Source organism: Parviterribacter kavangonensis, assembly GCF_056863335.1.
Genome location: NZ_JBXPJA010000001.1, coordinates 2207889 through 2223366 on the forward strand (window position 1 = coordinate 2207889; position 15478 = coordinate 2223366).

General features: G+C 73.0%; 16 protein-coding genes. 3 read left to right on the forward strand and 13 right to left on the reverse strand.

The annotated features are described in order from the left end of the window. Window position 1 precedes the first annotated feature (1 nt). The 11 genes from AC1UE4_RS11315 to AC1UE4_RS11365 form a co-directional block, all read right to left on the reverse strand. Window positions 2-3448, reverse strand: coding sequence for a hypothetical protein (locus AC1UE4_RS11315; protein ID WP_482917329.1), 3447 nt, complete (start codon window positions 3446-3448; stop codon window positions 2-4). 55 nt (window positions 3449-3503) lie between these two features. Beyond that, window positions 3504-4025 (reverse strand): 2-amino-4-hydroxy-6-hydroxymethyldihydropteridine diphosphokinase, encoded by a 522-nt coding sequence (gene folK / locus AC1UE4_RS11320; protein ID WP_482917330.1) that lies wholly within the window; start codon window positions 4023-4025, stop codon window positions 3504-3506. Further along, on the reverse strand, window positions 4022-4561 hold the full coding sequence (locus AC1UE4_RS11325; protein WP_482917331.1) for a TetR/AcrR family transcriptional regulator: 540 nt from the start codon (window positions 4559-4561) through the stop codon (window positions 4022-4024). The genes folK and AC1UE4_RS11325 overlap by 4 nt, the downstream gene beginning before the upstream one ends. A gap of 3 nt (window positions 4562-4564) precedes the next feature. Then, entirely contained in the window at window positions 4565-5017 is a 453-nt protein-coding gene (folB, locus tag AC1UE4_RS11330; RefSeq protein WP_482917332.1) for a dihydroneopterin aldolase, read from the reverse strand. A gap of 163 nt (window positions 5018-5180) precedes the next feature. Further along, a complete protein-coding gene (gene folP, locus AC1UE4_RS11335; protein WP_482917333.1) occupies window positions 5181-5981 on the reverse strand; it encodes a dihydropteroate synthase in 801 nt (266 codons plus the stop codon). 13 nt (window positions 5982-5994) lie between these two features. Beyond that, on the reverse strand, window positions 5995-7974 hold the full coding sequence (gene ftsH / locus AC1UE4_RS11340; RefSeq protein WP_482917334.1) for an ATP-dependent zinc metalloprotease FtsH: 1980 nt from the start codon (window positions 7972-7974) through the stop codon (window positions 5995-5997). A 15-nt stretch (window positions 7975-7989) separates the two neighbouring features. After that, window positions 7990-8517, reverse strand: coding sequence for a hypoxanthine phosphoribosyltransferase (gene hpt / locus AC1UE4_RS11345; protein ID WP_482917335.1), 528 nt, complete (start codon window positions 8515-8517; stop codon window positions 7990-7992). Window positions 8518-8530: 13 nt separating this feature from the next. Beyond that, window positions 8531-9448, reverse strand: coding sequence for a tRNA lysidine(34) synthetase TilS (tilS, locus tag AC1UE4_RS11350; protein WP_482917336.1), 918 nt, complete (start codon window positions 9446-9448; stop codon window positions 8531-8533). Continuing rightward, window positions 9445-10629, reverse strand: coding sequence for an adenylate/guanylate cyclase domain-containing protein (locus AC1UE4_RS11355; RefSeq protein ID WP_482917337.1), 1185 nt, complete (start codon window positions 10627-10629; stop codon window positions 9445-9447). The genes tilS and AC1UE4_RS11355 overlap by 4 nt, the downstream gene beginning before the upstream one ends. A 16-nt stretch (window positions 10630-10645) precedes the next feature. Then, on the reverse strand, window positions 10646-11074 hold the full coding sequence (locus tag AC1UE4_RS11360; RefSeq protein ID WP_482917338.1) for an SCP2 sterol-binding domain-containing protein: 429 nt from the start codon (window positions 11072-11074) through the stop codon (window positions 10646-10648). Window positions 11075-11089: 15 nt separating this feature from the next. After that, window positions 11090-11548 carry a hypothetical protein gene (locus tag AC1UE4_RS11365; protein ID WP_482917339.1) on the reverse strand — a complete coding sequence of 153 codons (459 nt, stop codon included), beginning with the start codon at window positions 11546-11548 and terminating at the stop codon, window positions 11090-11092. Between the two features lie 28 nt (window positions 11549-11576). Here AC1UE4_RS11365 and AC1UE4_RS11370 point away from each other — a divergent pair, with 28 nt between their 5' ends. Genes AC1UE4_RS11370 through AC1UE4_RS11380 form a run of 3 tightly spaced genes read left to right on the forward strand, consistent with a single transcriptional unit; the run spans window position 11577 to window position 12997 of the window. Next, window positions 11577-12269, forward strand: a complete 693-nt coding sequence (locus tag AC1UE4_RS11370) for a phosphorylase family protein (protein ID WP_482917340.1) — start codon at window positions 11577-11579, stop codon at window positions 12267-12269. Window positions 12270-12278: 9 nt separating this feature from the next. Further along, the gene (locus AC1UE4_RS11375; protein ID WP_482917341.1) at window positions 12279-12716 is read left to right on the forward strand and encodes a VOC family protein; all 438 of its coding nucleotides are present in this window, start codon (window positions 12279-12281) and stop codon (window positions 12714-12716) included. Beyond that, entirely contained in the window at window positions 12713-12997 is a 285-nt protein-coding gene (locus tag AC1UE4_RS11380) for a glutathione S-transferase N-terminal domain-containing protein (RefSeq protein ID WP_482917342.1), read from the forward strand. The genes AC1UE4_RS11375 and AC1UE4_RS11380 overlap by 4 nt, the downstream gene beginning before the upstream one ends. On the opposite strand, the gene AC1UE4_RS11385 is transcribed toward AC1UE4_RS11380, so the two are convergent. Together AC1UE4_RS11385 and AC1UE4_RS11390 are read right to left on the reverse strand one after the other, a co-directional pair. After that, complete coding sequence (locus AC1UE4_RS11385) at window positions 12994-13380, reverse strand: cupin domain-containing protein (RefSeq protein WP_482917343.1); 387 nt, start codon at window positions 13378-13380, stop codon at window positions 12994-12996. The genes AC1UE4_RS11380 and AC1UE4_RS11385 overlap by 4 nt on opposite strands. Next, the gene (locus tag AC1UE4_RS11390) at window positions 13380-15476 is read right to left on the reverse strand and encodes a RecQ family ATP-dependent DNA helicase (RefSeq protein ID WP_482917344.1); all 2097 of its coding nucleotides are present in this window, start codon (window positions 15474-15476) and stop codon (window positions 13380-13382) included. Before AC1UE4_RS11390 ends, AC1UE4_RS11385 begins: the two co-directional genes overlap by 1 nt. Between the last annotated feature and the right edge of the window lie 2 nt (window positions 15477-15478).

A 15478-nucleotide genomic window follows, 5' to 3' on the forward strand; every position in this document is an offset into this window, starting at 1 on the left:
ATCAGCGGGCGAGCACCGGCTTGCCGCCGGCGAACTGCAGCGTCTGCACCCAGGCGGCCGGGCGACCGCGCTTCGCCGGCGCGTGGTTCCACGAGAGGTGGAGATGGTGGCCGCGACCGTGGCCGCTGTCGCCGTTGTAGCCGACCCATTTGAAGGGGGCGCGCGGGCGGTTCTGGCGCGGCTCGGCCCACCTCGCGAGGCGGTCGACGTGGTTCCATGTGCCGCCGGGGCCGGGGACGATGTCGACGGCCAAGCCGACGGGGTGCTCGCCGTTGTAGGCGTGACCCGAGAGGGCGAAGCCGTCGGTGATGGCGACGTGGTACTTCGCCTTGAGGTAGGCGACGTCGCGCAGGAGGCGGCTGTCGATGCGCTCGCCGGGGGAGCCGGGGATCGCGACGAAGCGGCCGCGGGTGGTGACGAGGCGGACGCCGGTGCGGCGGCCCGGGCGCGTCGTGGTCGTGCGCTTGGCGGGCGCCGAGCGCTTGGGGGTCGTCCTCGGCGCGACCGTCCGCGACTGGCCGGGGAGCGGCGGGTCGCCGACGCCGGGGGCGACCTTCTTGACCTTCTCGCACGACTTCGGGCGGTCGCGGCCGTCGCGGGTCCCCGCGTCCTTGAGGCCGGTGCCGCAGACCATCTCCTCGGCGACGCCGTCGGCGCCGTTGAGGAGGTCGTTGCCGGCGCCGCCGTCGAACTTGTCCTTGCCGGCGCGGCCGACGAGGCGGTCACGGCCGGCGCCGCCGCGGAGGTCGTCCGTGTTCGGGCCGCCGTCGAGCATGTCGTCGCCGGCCTCGCCCGAGAGGAGGTGCGGGTAGTCGTTGGCGTTCTGGAGGTAGTCGTTGCCGGCGCCGCCGATGACGTTGTCGACCGTGGCGCGGACGTCGTCGGCCTCGCCCTTCTCGCCGTCGTCGGCCTTGTTGTCGACCGTGACGCGCAGGGAGCGGACGCGCGCGCCGTAGTCGGCCGTGTCCGTGCCGCCGGCGCCCTCGAGCGTGTCGGGGCCCGCGCCGCCGTTCAGCGTGTCGTCGCCGTCGCCCCCGTCGAGCGAGTCCTTGCCGTCGCCGCCGTCGAGCAGGTCGAGGCCGGGATCGCCGGTGACGCGGTCGTCGCCGAGCCCGCCGAGCGCGATGTCGTCGCCCGAGCCCGCCGAGACGCGGTCGTTGCCGTTCCCGCCGTCGGCCGAGTCGCTGCCGTCGCCGCCGTTGACCCTGTCGTCGTCGTCTCCGCCGCCGAGGCGGTCGTTGCCGGCGTCGCCGTTGACGGTGTCCGCGCCGGGGCCGCCGTCGACCGCGTCGTCGCCGTCGTTGCCGCCCGCGGTGTCGTTGCCGGGGCCCGCGTCGAGCGTGTCGTTCTGCGCGCCGCCGCCGATCTGGTCGTTGCCGGCGCCACCGGACACCGAATCGACGCCGCCGTCGCCCCACACCTTGTCGTCGCCGTCGCCGCCGGAGAGGCGGTCGTCCCCGTCGTTGCCGTTGACGCTGTCGTTGCCCGCGCCGCCCTCGGCGACGTCGTTGCCGCTGCCGCCGCCGAAGCTGTCGTTCCCCGCCCCGCCGTCGATCTCGTCGTTGCCGTCGCCGCCGTTCGGCTTGTCGTTGCCGTCCTGGCCGAGCACGCGGTCGTCGCCGGCGCCGCCGTCCATCTGGTCGTCGCCGGACCCGCCCTCGAGCGCGTCGGTGTCGTTGCCGCCCCAGACCTTGTCGTTGCCCGACCCGCCGTCGAGGACGTCGTTGCCGTTCTGGCCGTCGACGGTGTCGTCGTTGTCGCCGCCGGTGAGCGTGTCGCCGCCGTTGCCGCCGGTGACCGAGTCGAAGCCCGTGCCGCCGTCCATCGTGTCGTCGCCGTCGTCGCCGTTGGCCTTGTCGTTGCCGGCGCCGCCGCTGAGCCGGTCGGCGCCCGCGCCGCCGCCGAAGACGTCGTCGCCGTTGCCGCCCTCCGCGACGTCGTCGCCGTCGTTGCCCCACAGCTGATCGTTGCCGTTGTTGCCGCGCAGGACGTCGGCACCGGAGCCGCCGGTGAGCTTGTCGTCGCCCGTGCCGCCGCGCAGCTCCTCGAGGTCGCGAGCGAGGTTGTCGCGCTCGTTGGAGGAGCCGTCGTCGGAGCCGTCGTTGATCGACAGCCAGAGCTGGGAAGAGCGGCGTGAGTAGTCGGCGGCGTCGTACCCCTCGCCGCCGGCGACGCGGTCGGCGCCGAGCCCGCCGTCGATGACGTCGTCGCCCGGGCCGCCGTCGAAGCGCCCGTCGGCGTCGTTGCCCCGCAGCGTGTCGTTGCCCGACCCGGCGTAGACGCCGTCGACGCCGGTCATCCGGTCGCGCCCGTCGCCCGGGTCGAAGAGGACCGGGTCGACGCGCATGTCGAGCACGAGCGCGTTCGTGCGGTCGCGGTAGTCGGCCGTGTCGATCCCGCGGCCGCCGTCGAGCACGTCCGCGCCCGCGCCGCCGCCGAGGAGGTCGTCGCCGTCGCTGCCGTCGAGCGTGTCGACGCCCGCGCCGCCCTGCAGCTCGTCGTTGCCGGCCGCCCCGCGCAGCGTGTCGTCGCCGCCGCCCCCCACGAAGGTCTCGCCGTTCGTCGTCCCGGTCATCGTGTCGTTCGCCGAACCACCGAGCACGCGCTCCACGTCGCTCGTGACGTTGTCGAGCGCGCGGTCGGTCGTGTCGCCGTCGTTCGCGGACCCGTCGAGCGTCACGGTCACCGCCCCGGTCCGCCGGCCGTAGTCGACCGTGTCGAAGCCGGACCCGCCCTCGAGCTTGTCGGCGCCCGACCCGCCGTCGAGGACGTCGTCGCCCCCGTTGCCGCGAAGGTTCCCGTCGGTCGCGGCGCCAGTAAGCCGGTCGGCCCCCGCGCCGCCGCGGACGTTCTCGACCGTCGCGCGCACGTCGTCGTTCTCGCCGGCCGCGCCGTCACCCGCGACGCCGTCGAGCGTCACGACGACCGGCACGGTGCGCCCGCCGTAGTCGGCGGTGTCCGAGCCGGCCCCGCCCTCGAGCGTGTCGGAGCCGGCGCCACCGGCGTCGCCGAAGCTGTCGTCGCCCCCGCCGCCGAGCACGACGTCGTTGCCGTCCGAGCCCATCAGCAGGTCCGCGCGCGGACCGCCGGTGACGCGGTCGTCGCCGGGGCCGTCGGTGATCGTCGCCGCGATGTCCGCGTCGACCGTGATGACGTCGTCGCCGTCGCCGGCGTCGATCGTGACGCGCCCCAGGCCGGCGGACGCGCAGATCACCGACCGCGCCGACCCGCCCGCCGAGCACCCGAGCCCGATCGCCGGCGGCGCACCCGTGCCGCTGTCGGTGATCGTGAAGGAGCCGCTCGCAAGCGAGACGCGGATGTCGTTGGCCTCGCCCGGCGCCGCGGTGACCCGCAGGCCGCCGCCGGCGACGTCGACCGTCGCCGCGCCCGCCGTGGCGGCGGGAACGAGCAGGACGACGAGCAGGAACGAGAAGACGAGACGACGCATGGTGTGCAACGCCGCGTGGATGCGGCAGGAGCCACGCGGTCACACCGAACGTCGGTCAGTTCTCCGGGGTCTTGAGCGGACGCCCCGCCCTTCTGACCCCTTCGTCCAGAGGCAGGCGCGCCAACGCGTCGGCCAGTCGCACGCCGTCCGGCGTGGCCAGCGCCAGGTCGAGCTCGAGCAGCGGGATGAGCACGAACCGGCGCTCCAGCAGCGCCTGGTGCGGCACGCGAAGGCGGTCGGACGCGTGCTCCAGATCGCCGAGCAGCAGGACGTCGACGTCGATCGGCCGCGGCCCGTGGCGCACGTAGCCCGCCTCCCCCGCCCCCACGCGCCCGAGCGCCGCCTCGACCGCCTTGCAGGCGTCCAGCAGCTCCTCCGGCCCCAGATCCGTCTCGACCTGGAGGCAGGCGTTGAGGAAGTCGGGCTGGTCGAGCACCTCGCCGACGGGATCGGTCTCGTACAGCGACGAGCTCGCCGTCACCCGCACGCCGCGCTCCGTCAGCGCGTCGGCCGCCGCCTGCAGCTGGGCCCGCCGGTCGCCGACGTTCGACCCGAGCCCGAGGTACCCGGTCCTCACGCCACGTCCGCCCCGAGCCAGATCCACTCCTCGGGATCGAGCTCGAGCGCCACGACGTTGTTGAGCAGCATCCCCTGGCCGATGAACTGCAGCGCCGCCTCCGGGCCCTCGCCGAGCAGCTCCTCGATGACGTCGCGGAGCTGCACGTACCGGGCACGGACCCGAGCCCGGACGTCGGGGTCCTCGGCGGCCGCGAACGTCTGGAGCTGGAAGAGCAGCAGCTCGCGGTCCTGGAGCAGCTCGACGTACGCGTGGCCCATCGCCTTGCGCACCGTGTCGGCCTCGCCGGGGTCGGCGACCGCGGAGCGGAAGAGCTCGATCGTGTCGTCGTAGCAGCGGTCGACGCAGGCGAGGAAGAGCTCCTTCTTCGTCGCGTAGAGCCGGAACAGGTAGGCGTGCGAGATCCCCGACGCGTTGGCGATGTCCTCGGTGCGCGTGCCGTCGTAGCCGCCGGCCGCGAACGCGCGGATCGCCTCGCGCACGACGGTCTCGCGGCGCTCCGCCGCGGTCTGTCGCGTGCGGGCGGGCGCCGGCATCGGTCAGTCCTCCGGCTCGCGCCAGACGGTGACCGAGACCTCCTCGACCGGCAGGGCGATCGGAGGCTCGGGCTTCGCGCACTTGACCGAGACGGCCTCGATCGGGAAGTCGGCCAGCAGGCGGTCGGCGATGGCGGTGCAGAGCCGCTCGAGCGTCTTGTAGTTGCGCTGCTGCGCAACGAGGGCGACCGTCGTGCAGACCGTCCCGTAGTCGACGGTGTCCTCGACCATGTCCGTGACGGTCGCGTCGACCTCGCCGACCTCCAGCGTCAGGTCGACGAGCAGCCGCTGGCCGACCTCGCGCTCGGCCTCCGTGACCCCGTGGTGGGTGTAGAGCGACAGGCCGTTGATCTCGATGCTGACGACGGTCTGGAACTCGTCGTCGGCATCGTCGAAGTCGGAGGACTCGTCGTCGATGTCCTCGTCGTCGCGGTCGACGTCGTCGTCGGGGCTCATGTGATGATCGGTCCCGCGGCCTGTGTGCCGTCCCGACCGTGGATCGTGGATGCCGGGCGACGCCCGATGAGCCGGCACAGTGCCTTTGGCACGGGCCGGATCAGCGGGTGGCGATCCGGCGCCGCGAGACGCGCACGGGACGGTGCGCAGGTCGTGGGATCGGTCATCTCGCGCGCAACGTAGCAGCGGCCACGGTCAGCGCATCGCGCACCGCCGCGACGTCGTGGACGCGGAAGACGCGGGCCCCGCGCTCGAGCGCGAGGACGTTCGTGGCGATGGTCCCGGGCAGCCGGTCGCCGACCTCGCGGCCGGTCAGCCGCCCGAGGAACGACTTGCGCGACGTCCCCACCACGACGGGCCGCCCGAGCGCCGCGAGCTCGTCGAGCCGCCGCAGCAGCTCGAGGTTGTGCGCGGCGGTCTTGCCGAAGCCGATGCCGGGGTCGACGTCGATCGCGTCCTCGGCAACGCCCTCGCGCACGGCGAACGCCAGCCGCTCCTCCAGATGCGCACGGACGTCGTCGACGACGTCGTCGTAGTGCGGGTCCTCCTGCATCGTCCGCGGCTCGCCGCGCATGTGCATCAGGCAGCAGCGGACCTTCGCGTCGGCGACGAAGCCGGCCATGTCCGGGTCGTGGCGGAACGCGCTGACGTCGTTGACGTACCGCGCCCCCGCCCGAACCGCGGCCTCGGCGACCGCGACCTTCGTGGTGTCGATGGAGACGAGCGCGCCGACCGTCGCGAGCGCGCGGATGACCGGCTCGGTCCGCGCGATCTCCTCGTCGGAGCCCACCGGCGCGGCGCCCGGCCGCGTCGACTCGCCGCCCACGTCGAGGATGTCCGCGCCGTCGGCCGCCAGGTGCCGGCCATGCTCGATCGCCGACCGCGGCTCGAGGTACAGGCCGCCGTCGGAGAACGAGTCCGGGGTCGTGTTCACGATCCCCATGACCTCGAAGGAAGCCGCCATGGCGGCGCCCGTCCTAAGCGAGCTCTGGCTTCTCGGGCAGGTCGAGCGCGCGCGACTCCGCGCCGGCCAGGCCGGGGCGCGGGAGCGGCCGCGTGGCGCCGGGCTGACGCTCCGGGCTCGCCGGGGCCTCGGGCGCGGTGGGCGGCGTGTCGACCTCGTCGGGGCCGAACACGTCCTCCTCGCTCTTGCCGTCGAGCAGCGCCTCGAACTCGTGCTTCTCGATCGTCTCGCGCTTGACGAGGATCTTCGAGATCGTCTCGAGCGACTCGCGGTGCTCGTTGAGGATGTCCTTCGCCGTCTGGTGGGCGCCCTCGACGATGCGGCGGATCTCGTCGTCGATCTCGCGGGCGAGCTCGTCCGAGTAGTCCGGCTCGGACGCGAACTCGCGGCCGAGGAACGGCTGGCCGTGGTCGTGGCCGAAGACACGCGGGCCCAGCCGCTCGGACATGCCGAAGCGCATGACCATCTGCTTGGCCGTCGCGGTGATCTTCTCGAGGTCGTTCGACGCGCCGGTCGTGATCTCGCCGAAGACGATCTCCTCGGCCGCGCGGCCGCCCAGCGTCATGGCCATCGTGTCCTGCAGCTCGGCGCGCGTGGTGAGGAACTTGTCCTCCTGCGGCATCGAGATCGTGTAGCCGAGCGCCTGGCCGCGGCCGACGATCGAGATCTTGTGCACCGGGTCGGCGTGCTCGAGGAAGTGCCCGACGATCGCGTGGCCCATCTCGTGGTAGGCCGTGATCAGGCGCTCCTTCTCGCCCATGACCCGGGTCTTCTTCTCCGGGCCGGCGACGACGCGCATGATGCCCTCTTCGAGCTCGATCTGGCCGATCTCGCGCTTGCCGTTGCGGGCGGCGAGCAGCGCGGCCTCGTTGACGAGGTTCGCCAGGTCGGCGCCCGTGAAGCCCGGCGTCTGGCCGGCTAGGGCGTCGACGTCGATCTCCTTCGCGAGCGGCTTGCCGCGCGTGTGGACCTCGAGGATCTTCGCCCGGCCCTTGCGGTCGGGGCGGTCGACCACGATCTGGCGGTCGAAGCGGCCGGGACGCAGGAGGGCGGGATCGAGGATGTCCGGGCGGTTCGTGGCGGCGATCAAGATGATGTTGTCCTTCATCTCGAAGCCGTCCATCTCGACGAGCAGCTGGTTGAGCGTCTGCTCGCGCTCGTCGTGACCGCCGCCCAGGCCGGCGCCGCGATGGCGGCCGACGGCGTCGATCTCGTCCATGAAGATGATGCAGGGCGAGTTCTGCTTGGCCTGCTCGAACAGGTCGCGCACGCGGGACGCGCCGACGCCGACGAACATCTCGACGAAGTCCGAGCCGGAGATCGAGAAGAACGGCACGCCCGCCTCGCCGGCGACCGCGCGGGCGAGCAGCGTCTTGCCGGTGCCCGGAGGGCCGAAGAGCAGGACGCCCTTCGGGATCCGCGCGCCGAGCGCCTGGAACTTCTTCGGGTTCTCGAGGAACTCCTTGATCTCGTGGAGCTCCTCCACCGCCTCGTCGGCCCCCGCCACGTCGCGGAACGTGATCTTCGGCGAGTCGACGCTCATCCGCTTGGCCCGCGACTTGCCGAAGGACATGACCTTCGATCCGCCGCCCTGGACCTGGTTCATGAGGAAGATCCAGAACCCGATGAAGATGAGGAACGGCAGGACGTACGTGAGCAGGGACAGCCAGCCGTTGGACTTGCGCCCGCTGACGTCGAACTGCGGCAGCTTGCCGCTGGACTCGGCGGTCAGCAGCTTGTCGGTCAGCGCGTCGCCGTACGCGTCGACGAAGCCGACCTCGTACTTCTCGCCCGACTTCAGCTCGACCTCGGCGGTGTTGTCCTTCTGCCGGAGCTCGACCTTCTTGACGTCGCCGCTGTCGACCTGCGACAGGAACGTCGGGAAGTCCGGCGGGGCGGTCTTGTCGTTGGGCGCGATGAGGCGCTGCGCGAAGAAAGCGAGCACCACGACGATCAGGATCGGGAACGCGGCGCTCTTGAAGAACCTGCTCATGGGAGTCAAGGGAGTCTATCCGTCCAACGCTGCGACATACGGCAAGTTCCGATGCCGCTCGGCGTGGTCCAACCCGTATCCGATCACGAACCGGTTCGGGATCTCGAAGCCCATGTACCTGGCGCGTACCTCCGTCTTGCGCCTCGCGGGCTTCGTGAGCAGGGCGCAGACCTCGAGCGACGCGGGCCCCCGCGCCTTCAGGTTGCGCATCAGGTACTGCAGCGTCAGGCCCGAGTCGACGATGTCCTCGACGATCAGGACGTGGCGCCCCTCGATCGGCGCGTCGAGGTCCTTGAGGATCCGCACGACGCCGCTCGAGTCGGTCGCGTCGCCGTAGCTCGCGACCGCCATGAAGTCGACTTCGCAGGGCACGTCGATCTGTCGCATGAGGTCCGAGAGGAAGAAGACGGCGCCCTTGAGGACGCAGATGAGCAGCAGGTCCTTGCCGGCGTAGTCGCTGGAGATCTCGGCACCGAGCTCCCGCACCCTGCGCTGCAGGTCGTCGGGCTGGACGAGGATCTCGCCGATCGTCTTCTCTGGCATTCGGTTCCCAGTGTTAGCGGGTCGGCGTGCGGAGGCGTGGGGTCCTCGTCACGCGGACGGTGCCCCGGTCGACGACGATCCGAACGCCATCGCCGGCATCGAGCGCCCCGTGCCCGAGCCGCAAGACGTCTTGCAGGCGGGCCGGGACGCGCGAGCACAGCCCGCCCACGGCGTCCTGGGCGAGCCGCCGCAGGACGAGCCGCGCGACCGCCGGCGGCAGCGCCCGCAGGTGGTCGACGGAGATGTGGTCGCGCCCGTCGAGCGCCGTCTCCACCACGAGGTCGAGCACCTCGGCCTCGTCGCGCAGCAGCTCCGCGGTGCGGACGACGTTGCGCTGGGCGGCGGGATGCAGGCGCTCGAGCGCGGGAACGAGCTCGTGCCGGGCGCGGTTGCGCGCGAAGGCGTCCGACGCGTTCGTCGCGTCCTCGCGCCAGGGCAGCCCGCGCGCCTCGTTGTAGCGCGCCGTCTCGTCGCGCGTGACGTGCAGAAGCGGGCGCACGATCGCTCCGTCGCGCTCGCTCATCCCCAGCAGCGCGCGGCGGCCGGGCGAGGCGGCCAGGCGGTAGAGGATCGTCTCGGACTGGTCGGTCGCGGTGTGCCCGGTGGCGACGCGGTCACCGAGCGCCGCCGCCGCCTCGAGCCGCACGTCGCGCGCCCACGCCTGCAGGTTGCCCGCCGGCGGCTTCGGGCCGGCCGGCTTGAGCGCGATCGGCACGCCGAGCCGTGCGCACAGCTCGACGCAGAAGGCCTCGTCGTCGTCCGCGTCGTCGCGGAGGCCGTAGTTGACGTGCAGCGCGGTGGCCTCGGCGCCGAGCGCGACCGCGCAGTCGAGCAGGCAGACCGAGTCGCGGCCGCCGGAGAGCAGGACGACGACCGGCTCGCCCGCCGGCAGCAGGCCCGTCGCGCGGACGCGGTCGAGGACGTCGCTCATTCCTCGCCCAGTCTGGCGAGGAACAGCTCGGTCGGCTCGGTGAACCCCTTCAGCTTCACCGATCCGATGTCGCTGAACGCCAGGTTGTCGCCCGCCGCGTCGACGACCGGCTTCGTGACGAGCACTTCGCCGCCGGCGGCGCGCGCGACGACGCGCGCGGCGAGGTTGACCTCGCGCCCGTAGTAGTCGCCGTCGCGGTAGACGACCTCGCCGGCGTGGATGCCGATCCGCGGGATCGGGCGCTCGTCGCGGACGAGCTCCTGGAAGCCGACCGCCCAGTCCGCGAGGCCGCGGACGTCGGACGCGACGACCATCACGCCGTCGCCGATCGTCTTCACCACCCGGGCGTCGTCGGGCAGCGTGTTCTCCACGGCCTCGATGAAGCGCTCGACCGCGTTGATCGCGAGCTCGTCGCCGAGCTCCTCCGTGAGACGCGTGTAGCCGGCGAGGTCCGCGAAGGCGACCGCGACGCGGAGGCGGCCGAGCTCGGACATGTCCTCGAGGTCGATCTCCATGTGGCCGACGACGTCCTGCTCGACGAAGTGGCTCAGGAAGCGCAGGTGCAGCGCGTCCATGATCGGGCCCGACAGCGGCAGGATCTCGCGGGCGAGCCCCTCCATCTCCTCGGCCATCTCGAGGCCGGGGACGCCGTCGCGCATGAGCGGCTCGTGGACGTAGAGGTGGAACAGCCGCACCTCGGCGTCGGCGATCTGCGCGACCGCCTGGCCGTAGACGCGGACGAGCTGCAGGAACGCGACGAGCGGGAACCCCGCGCCGAGGACGGCGTTGATGTACCGCAGGAGCTGGACGTCGTCTTCGCTCAGGTGCTCCTGCGTGGTGCTGAGCCCGGCGGCCTGGTGGATGCGCTGGATGAGCGCCGGCTCCATCCCCAGCTCCTTCGCCGCGTCGTCGAGCGTGTACGTGCGCTCCTCGGCCGGGAAGAGGTCCTCGGTGTAGGCGAACGCGAGCCGGCCGCGCTCGCCCGCCTCGCGGATCGACTGGAGCGAGTGGCCGCGCTCGCGCAGCCGGGCGACGATCCGCGCGTGGGCCGCGGCCGCCGGCGTCCAGGTGCCGTCGTAGCCGGGGATGAGCCCGCTCGACGCCCACCGGCGCAGGGTCGCCGGCGTGACGTCGATCTCGCTCGCCACCTCGGCGAGGCTCGGGAGCTCGTCGTCGCTCACGTCCGGGCGGCGAGAATCAGACGCTGAGGTGCGGGTAGTCGGCCGCGACCATGTCGCGGTAGCGCTCGTAGATCGGCTTGGTGATCGGGATGAGCGACAGCGCCGCCTTCACGTCCCCGCCGGTCTTGATCCGCCGCCGGGCGATCGCCATGGCGACGTTCTCCTTGCCCTGGAAGTACTTGTTCGCGGTCTCCGAGGACATCGTCATCTTGACCTTCGGCTTCCAGTCGACGTCGTCGGTCCACTCCCAGTGCAGGCAGCCGTCCTCGCCGTCACGGGCGGCGCGGATGTTGACCACCTCGTCGACGTCGTCGAACTCGAAGCGCTGGGGGACGTCGGCGTCGCGCAGCTTCGGCCCCATGTCGGGATCGTCGGACATCATCGCGAAGCAGCGGTCCATCACCTCGCGGAACTCCTTCGCCGACGAGAACACCTGCTTGGCCATGGACCCGCCTCTCCCCTAGGTCGCGGCGGTGCCGCTCTGGGCGGCGGACGACGCCTTGGTCGTCGCGGGATCGGCGCCCTCGGCGGTCTTCGCCTCGGTGGCCTTCGCCTGCGACGCCTTCGGCTTGGCTGCCGTCTTCGCCGGGGTGCGGCGGCGGGCCGTGGAAGCGGCCGCCGGCTTGCGGGTCGCGGCGGCGGTGGCGGACGCGCCCTGCGCCGCCTCGAGCGCGGTCACCCGGCGCTCGAGCGCGTCGAGCGAGTCCTGGATGCCCTTGAGGTCGTCGCCCGACGGCGGGCGAAGGTCGTCGAGGACGTCGCGGAAGCGGCCGGCGACCTGCGTCAGCTCGTCCACGATGTCCTGCGCGCGACCGCGCGCGGTCTCCGCCTGCTCGGCCGTTGCCTGGAAGGCCTGGTCGACGGCGGTGCGGACGCTGTCGCTGCGCCCGCTGCTCTTCTTCTTGTCCTTCTTGGCCATGGCCCGGCCGAGTCTAAGGTCGTTCGCCGTGTCGCGCACCCCGATCCACCTGCACCCCACCGCTCCCCTCGCCGATCGCGTCCTGCTGCCCGGCGATCCGGGGCGGGCGCTGACGCTCGCCCAGGCGCTGCTGGAGGCGCCGAAGATGTTCAACCACCACCGCGGCCTGTGGGGCTACACGGGCGCGGCGGCCGACGGCGAGCCGCTGACGATCCAGAGCACGGGCATGGGCGGCCCGAGCGCGGCGATCGTGCTGGAGGAGCTGTGCGACCTCGGCGTGACGCGGGCGATCCGCGTGGGCACGTGCGGCGCGCTGGACGGCGCGCTCGACCTCGGGTCGCTGGTCGTCGCGGGCGAGGCGCTGGCGTACGACGGGACGTCGCGCGCGCTGGGCGGGGGCGACGTCGTGCGGGGCGACGCGTCGCTGACGCAGCGGCTGGCGTCGGACGGCTTCGCGGTGTCGCGGATCGTCTCGACCGACGTCTTCTACGAGCGCGATCCGTCGCGTGAGGAGGCGTGGCGGGACGCCGGCGCCGTGGCGGTTGAGATGGAGGCCGCCGCGCTGTTCCGCGTCGGCGAGCTGCGCGGGATCGCGGTCGGCTGCGTGCTGGCGGTGTCCGACGTGCTGAGCGACGGGCGCGAGCGGATCTCGCACGAGGAGCTCGTCGCTGCCGGCGAGCGCGTCGGCCGCGCGGGTGCCGCGGCGCTGCTGGGGATCTAGGCTCGCGTCATGACGGCGCGCGCGATCGGGATCAACCACGTGGCGCTGGAGGTCGGCGACGTCGACGCGGCGCTCGCCTGGTACCGCCGCGTCTTCGACTTCGAGCTGCGCGGGCGCGTGGGGACGTCGATGGCCTTCGTCGACCTCGGCGATCAGTTCCTCGCGTTCTCGGCCGGGCGATCGGTGCCCGCGGACGCGGACCGGCACTTCGGGCTGGTGGTCGACGACCGCGAGGCGGCCCGCACGGCTCTGCTGGCGGCGGGCGCCGACGTGGTGGAAGGACGCGGGCTGACGTTCCGCGACCCGTGGGGCAACCGGGTCGAGGTCGTGCAGTACGACGAGATCCAGTTCACGAAGGAGGCCGGCGTGCTGCGCGGGATGGGCCTCGAGGCGCTCGGCAAGACCGAGGCCGCGCTGGCGGAGCTGCGGGAGAAGGGATTGCGATGAGCGACGAGCCGGTCCTCTACACGTGCCACGGCGACGACGGCGGGCCGAAGATCCACCCGTGCCGCCGCGTCCAGGAGGCGCTGCGCGAGAAGGGCATCGCGTACGAGCGGATCATCGCCGCGCACGGGCACCCGATCCCGTTCCTGCGCAAGGGCTCGCGCGACGAGCTGAAGGCGGCGACGGGCGACACGAAGCTGCCGGCGCTGGTGCTGCCGGACGGCACCGTCCTGAAGCACTCGAAGGCGATCCTCGCCTGGGTGAAGGAGCAGCCGGGCGGCTAGCGGAAGCGCCAGCCGTGGCGCGTCGCGAGGTCGAGCATCGCGGTGGAGTCCGTCGTCGCGGCGAGCTCCTCGAAGAAGCGCTCCATCCCTCCCGGCGAGAACACGAGGACGCGGTGGAGGGGCTGCGCGCCGAGCGTGCCGCTCGCGTGGAGCGTCCCCGCGGGGACGTGCACCGTGTCCCCCGCGTGGAGCTCGTGCCGCTCCCCGCCCATCTCGAGCCACAGGGCCCCGGACGTGACGTGCATCGTCTCGGACTCGCCGAGGTGCCGGTGCGGCGGCAGGTGCCAGCCGGGCGGGGCGACGTCGGTGAGCAGCGAGAAGGCGCCGCCCGTTTGCTCGGCCGTGACTTGGACGTGCATCTGCACGCCGCCGGGAAGTTCCATCAGAAAGCGCTCACCAGTGCCAGCGGGAACACTGGCCCGCCGCCCTTGCGCCGCACCTGCCCGCCCGTCATCGCGAGCGTCCACCCGGAGAGCCGCCGGTCGTCGACGAGCAGCACCGGCCCTGGTGGAACGTCGCCGGAGACCGCGAAGGCGCCGCGGACGTTCGCGACCTGCTGAGCGGCGTTGCGCAGCTCGGACTGCGGCGGCCGGTCGGCGACCCGCTCGAGGACCGGCCGGAACGGAAGGCCGAGCGCCGCGGCGATCCGCGCGGCCGCGTCGGAGACGACGTCGGCCGGAGGGCCGTCCGGCGCGCCGGGCGAAGATCCATCGGGGGCGGCTGCGCGCCGCGACGGGACGGCGGCGACCCACTGGACGCCGGGTCTCCACGCGCGGACGAGGGCGGCGGCGGCCTCGACGACCTCGTCGGGGACGCGGCCGGCGGCGAGGCCGGCCTCGATCTCGGCGGACCAGCCGGCGTCGCCGATGCGGGCGAGCGCGCGGCCCTCCTCGACGCGGGCGTCCTCGGGGATCTTCTTCTGCGCGCCGGTGTCGTCGGGCGCCATCTTCTTGACGTCGAGGACGAGCGGCTGCGAGCGGAGGTGCTGCTGAGCGGCGCGGACGAGGTCGGCGGCGGGCTCGATCGCGAAGCGCGGACCGGCGCAGACCGAGCAGCGGCCGCAGTCCGACGGATCGGGGTCGTCGAGCTCCTCCTGCAGCGCGCGCATGAGGCAGCGGCCGTCGGCGCCGAAGGCGGCCATGGCGCGCTGCTCCTCGCGGCGCAGCTCCGTGATCGCGCGGTAGCGCTCGGCGTCGTACTCCCAGTCCGCGCCGGGGACGCGGCGCCAGCGGGTGCCGGACCGCTCGACCGCCCCCTCGACGTCGAGCACCTTGAGCATCGCCTCGATCCGCGTGATGCCGAGGTTCACGCCGGCCGAGACCTCGCGGGTCGTCAGGCCGCCGTCGTCGCCGAGCAGGTCGAGCACCCGGTCGACGTGCTCGCGCCGCGGGAACGCCTGCTCGATGAAGAAGTCCTGGATCCGCTTGTCCTCGGCGCCGCGCAGCAGGACGACGTCGGCGTGCTCGACCCCGCGGCCGGCGCGGCCGACCTGCTGGTAGTACGAGACGACCGACCCCGGCGCCTGGAAGTGGACGACGAACCCGAGGTCGGGCTTGTCGTAGCCCATGCCGAGGGCGCTCGTGGCGACGACGGCCTTCAGGTCGTTGCGCAGCAGGCGGTCCTCGACGGCGATCCGGTCCTCGGTCGCGCGGTCGCCGCTGTACGACGCCGCCGCGACCCCGTGTTCGGTCAGGAACTCGGCGACCGCATCCGCGTCGCGCTTGGTCAGCGTGTAGACGATCCCCGAGCCCTCGAGCTTCGGCAGCTGCTCGACCAGCCAGCCGAGCCGGTGCGCGGGATGCGGCAGGTCGACGACCTCGAGGCGCAGGCTGCGCCGGGCGAGCGGGCCGCGGTAGATGCGCAGGTCGCCGCCCAGCTGGCCGGCCACGTCCGCGACGACGCGGTCGTTGGCGGTCGCGGTCGTCCCAAGCACGCCGACGCCGTCGGGCAGGAGGTCGAGGACGTCGCCGATCCGGCGGTAGTCCGGGCGGAAGTCGTGGCCCCAGTCCGAGACGCAGTGCGCCTCGTCGACGACGAGCAGGCCGGCGCGCGAGGCGAAGAGCGGCAGCATCCGCTCGCGGAACGCCGGGTTGTTCAGGCGCTCCGGGCTGATGAGCAGCAGGTCGACGGCGTCGTCGGCGAGGAGCCCCTCGACCGTCGACCACTCGTCGCGGTTCGTCGAGTTGACGGTGTGCGCCCTCAGGCCCAGGCGCTCCGCCGCCGCCAGCTGGTTGCGCATCAGAGCCAGGAGCGGCGAGACGATGAGCGTCGGGCCGGCGCCGCGCTCGCGCAGCAGCGCCGTCGCCACGAAGTACACGGCGCTCTTGCCCCACCCCGTCCGCTGGACGCAGAGCACCCGCGCCCGGTCGTCGACGAGGTCGTTGATCGCCTCGAGCTGGTGCTCGCGGAACGTGGCGTCCGGGCGGCCGGTCAGCCGGACGAGGTGGTCGTGGGGAGACAGCGCGGTCGGCAAGGTCACCC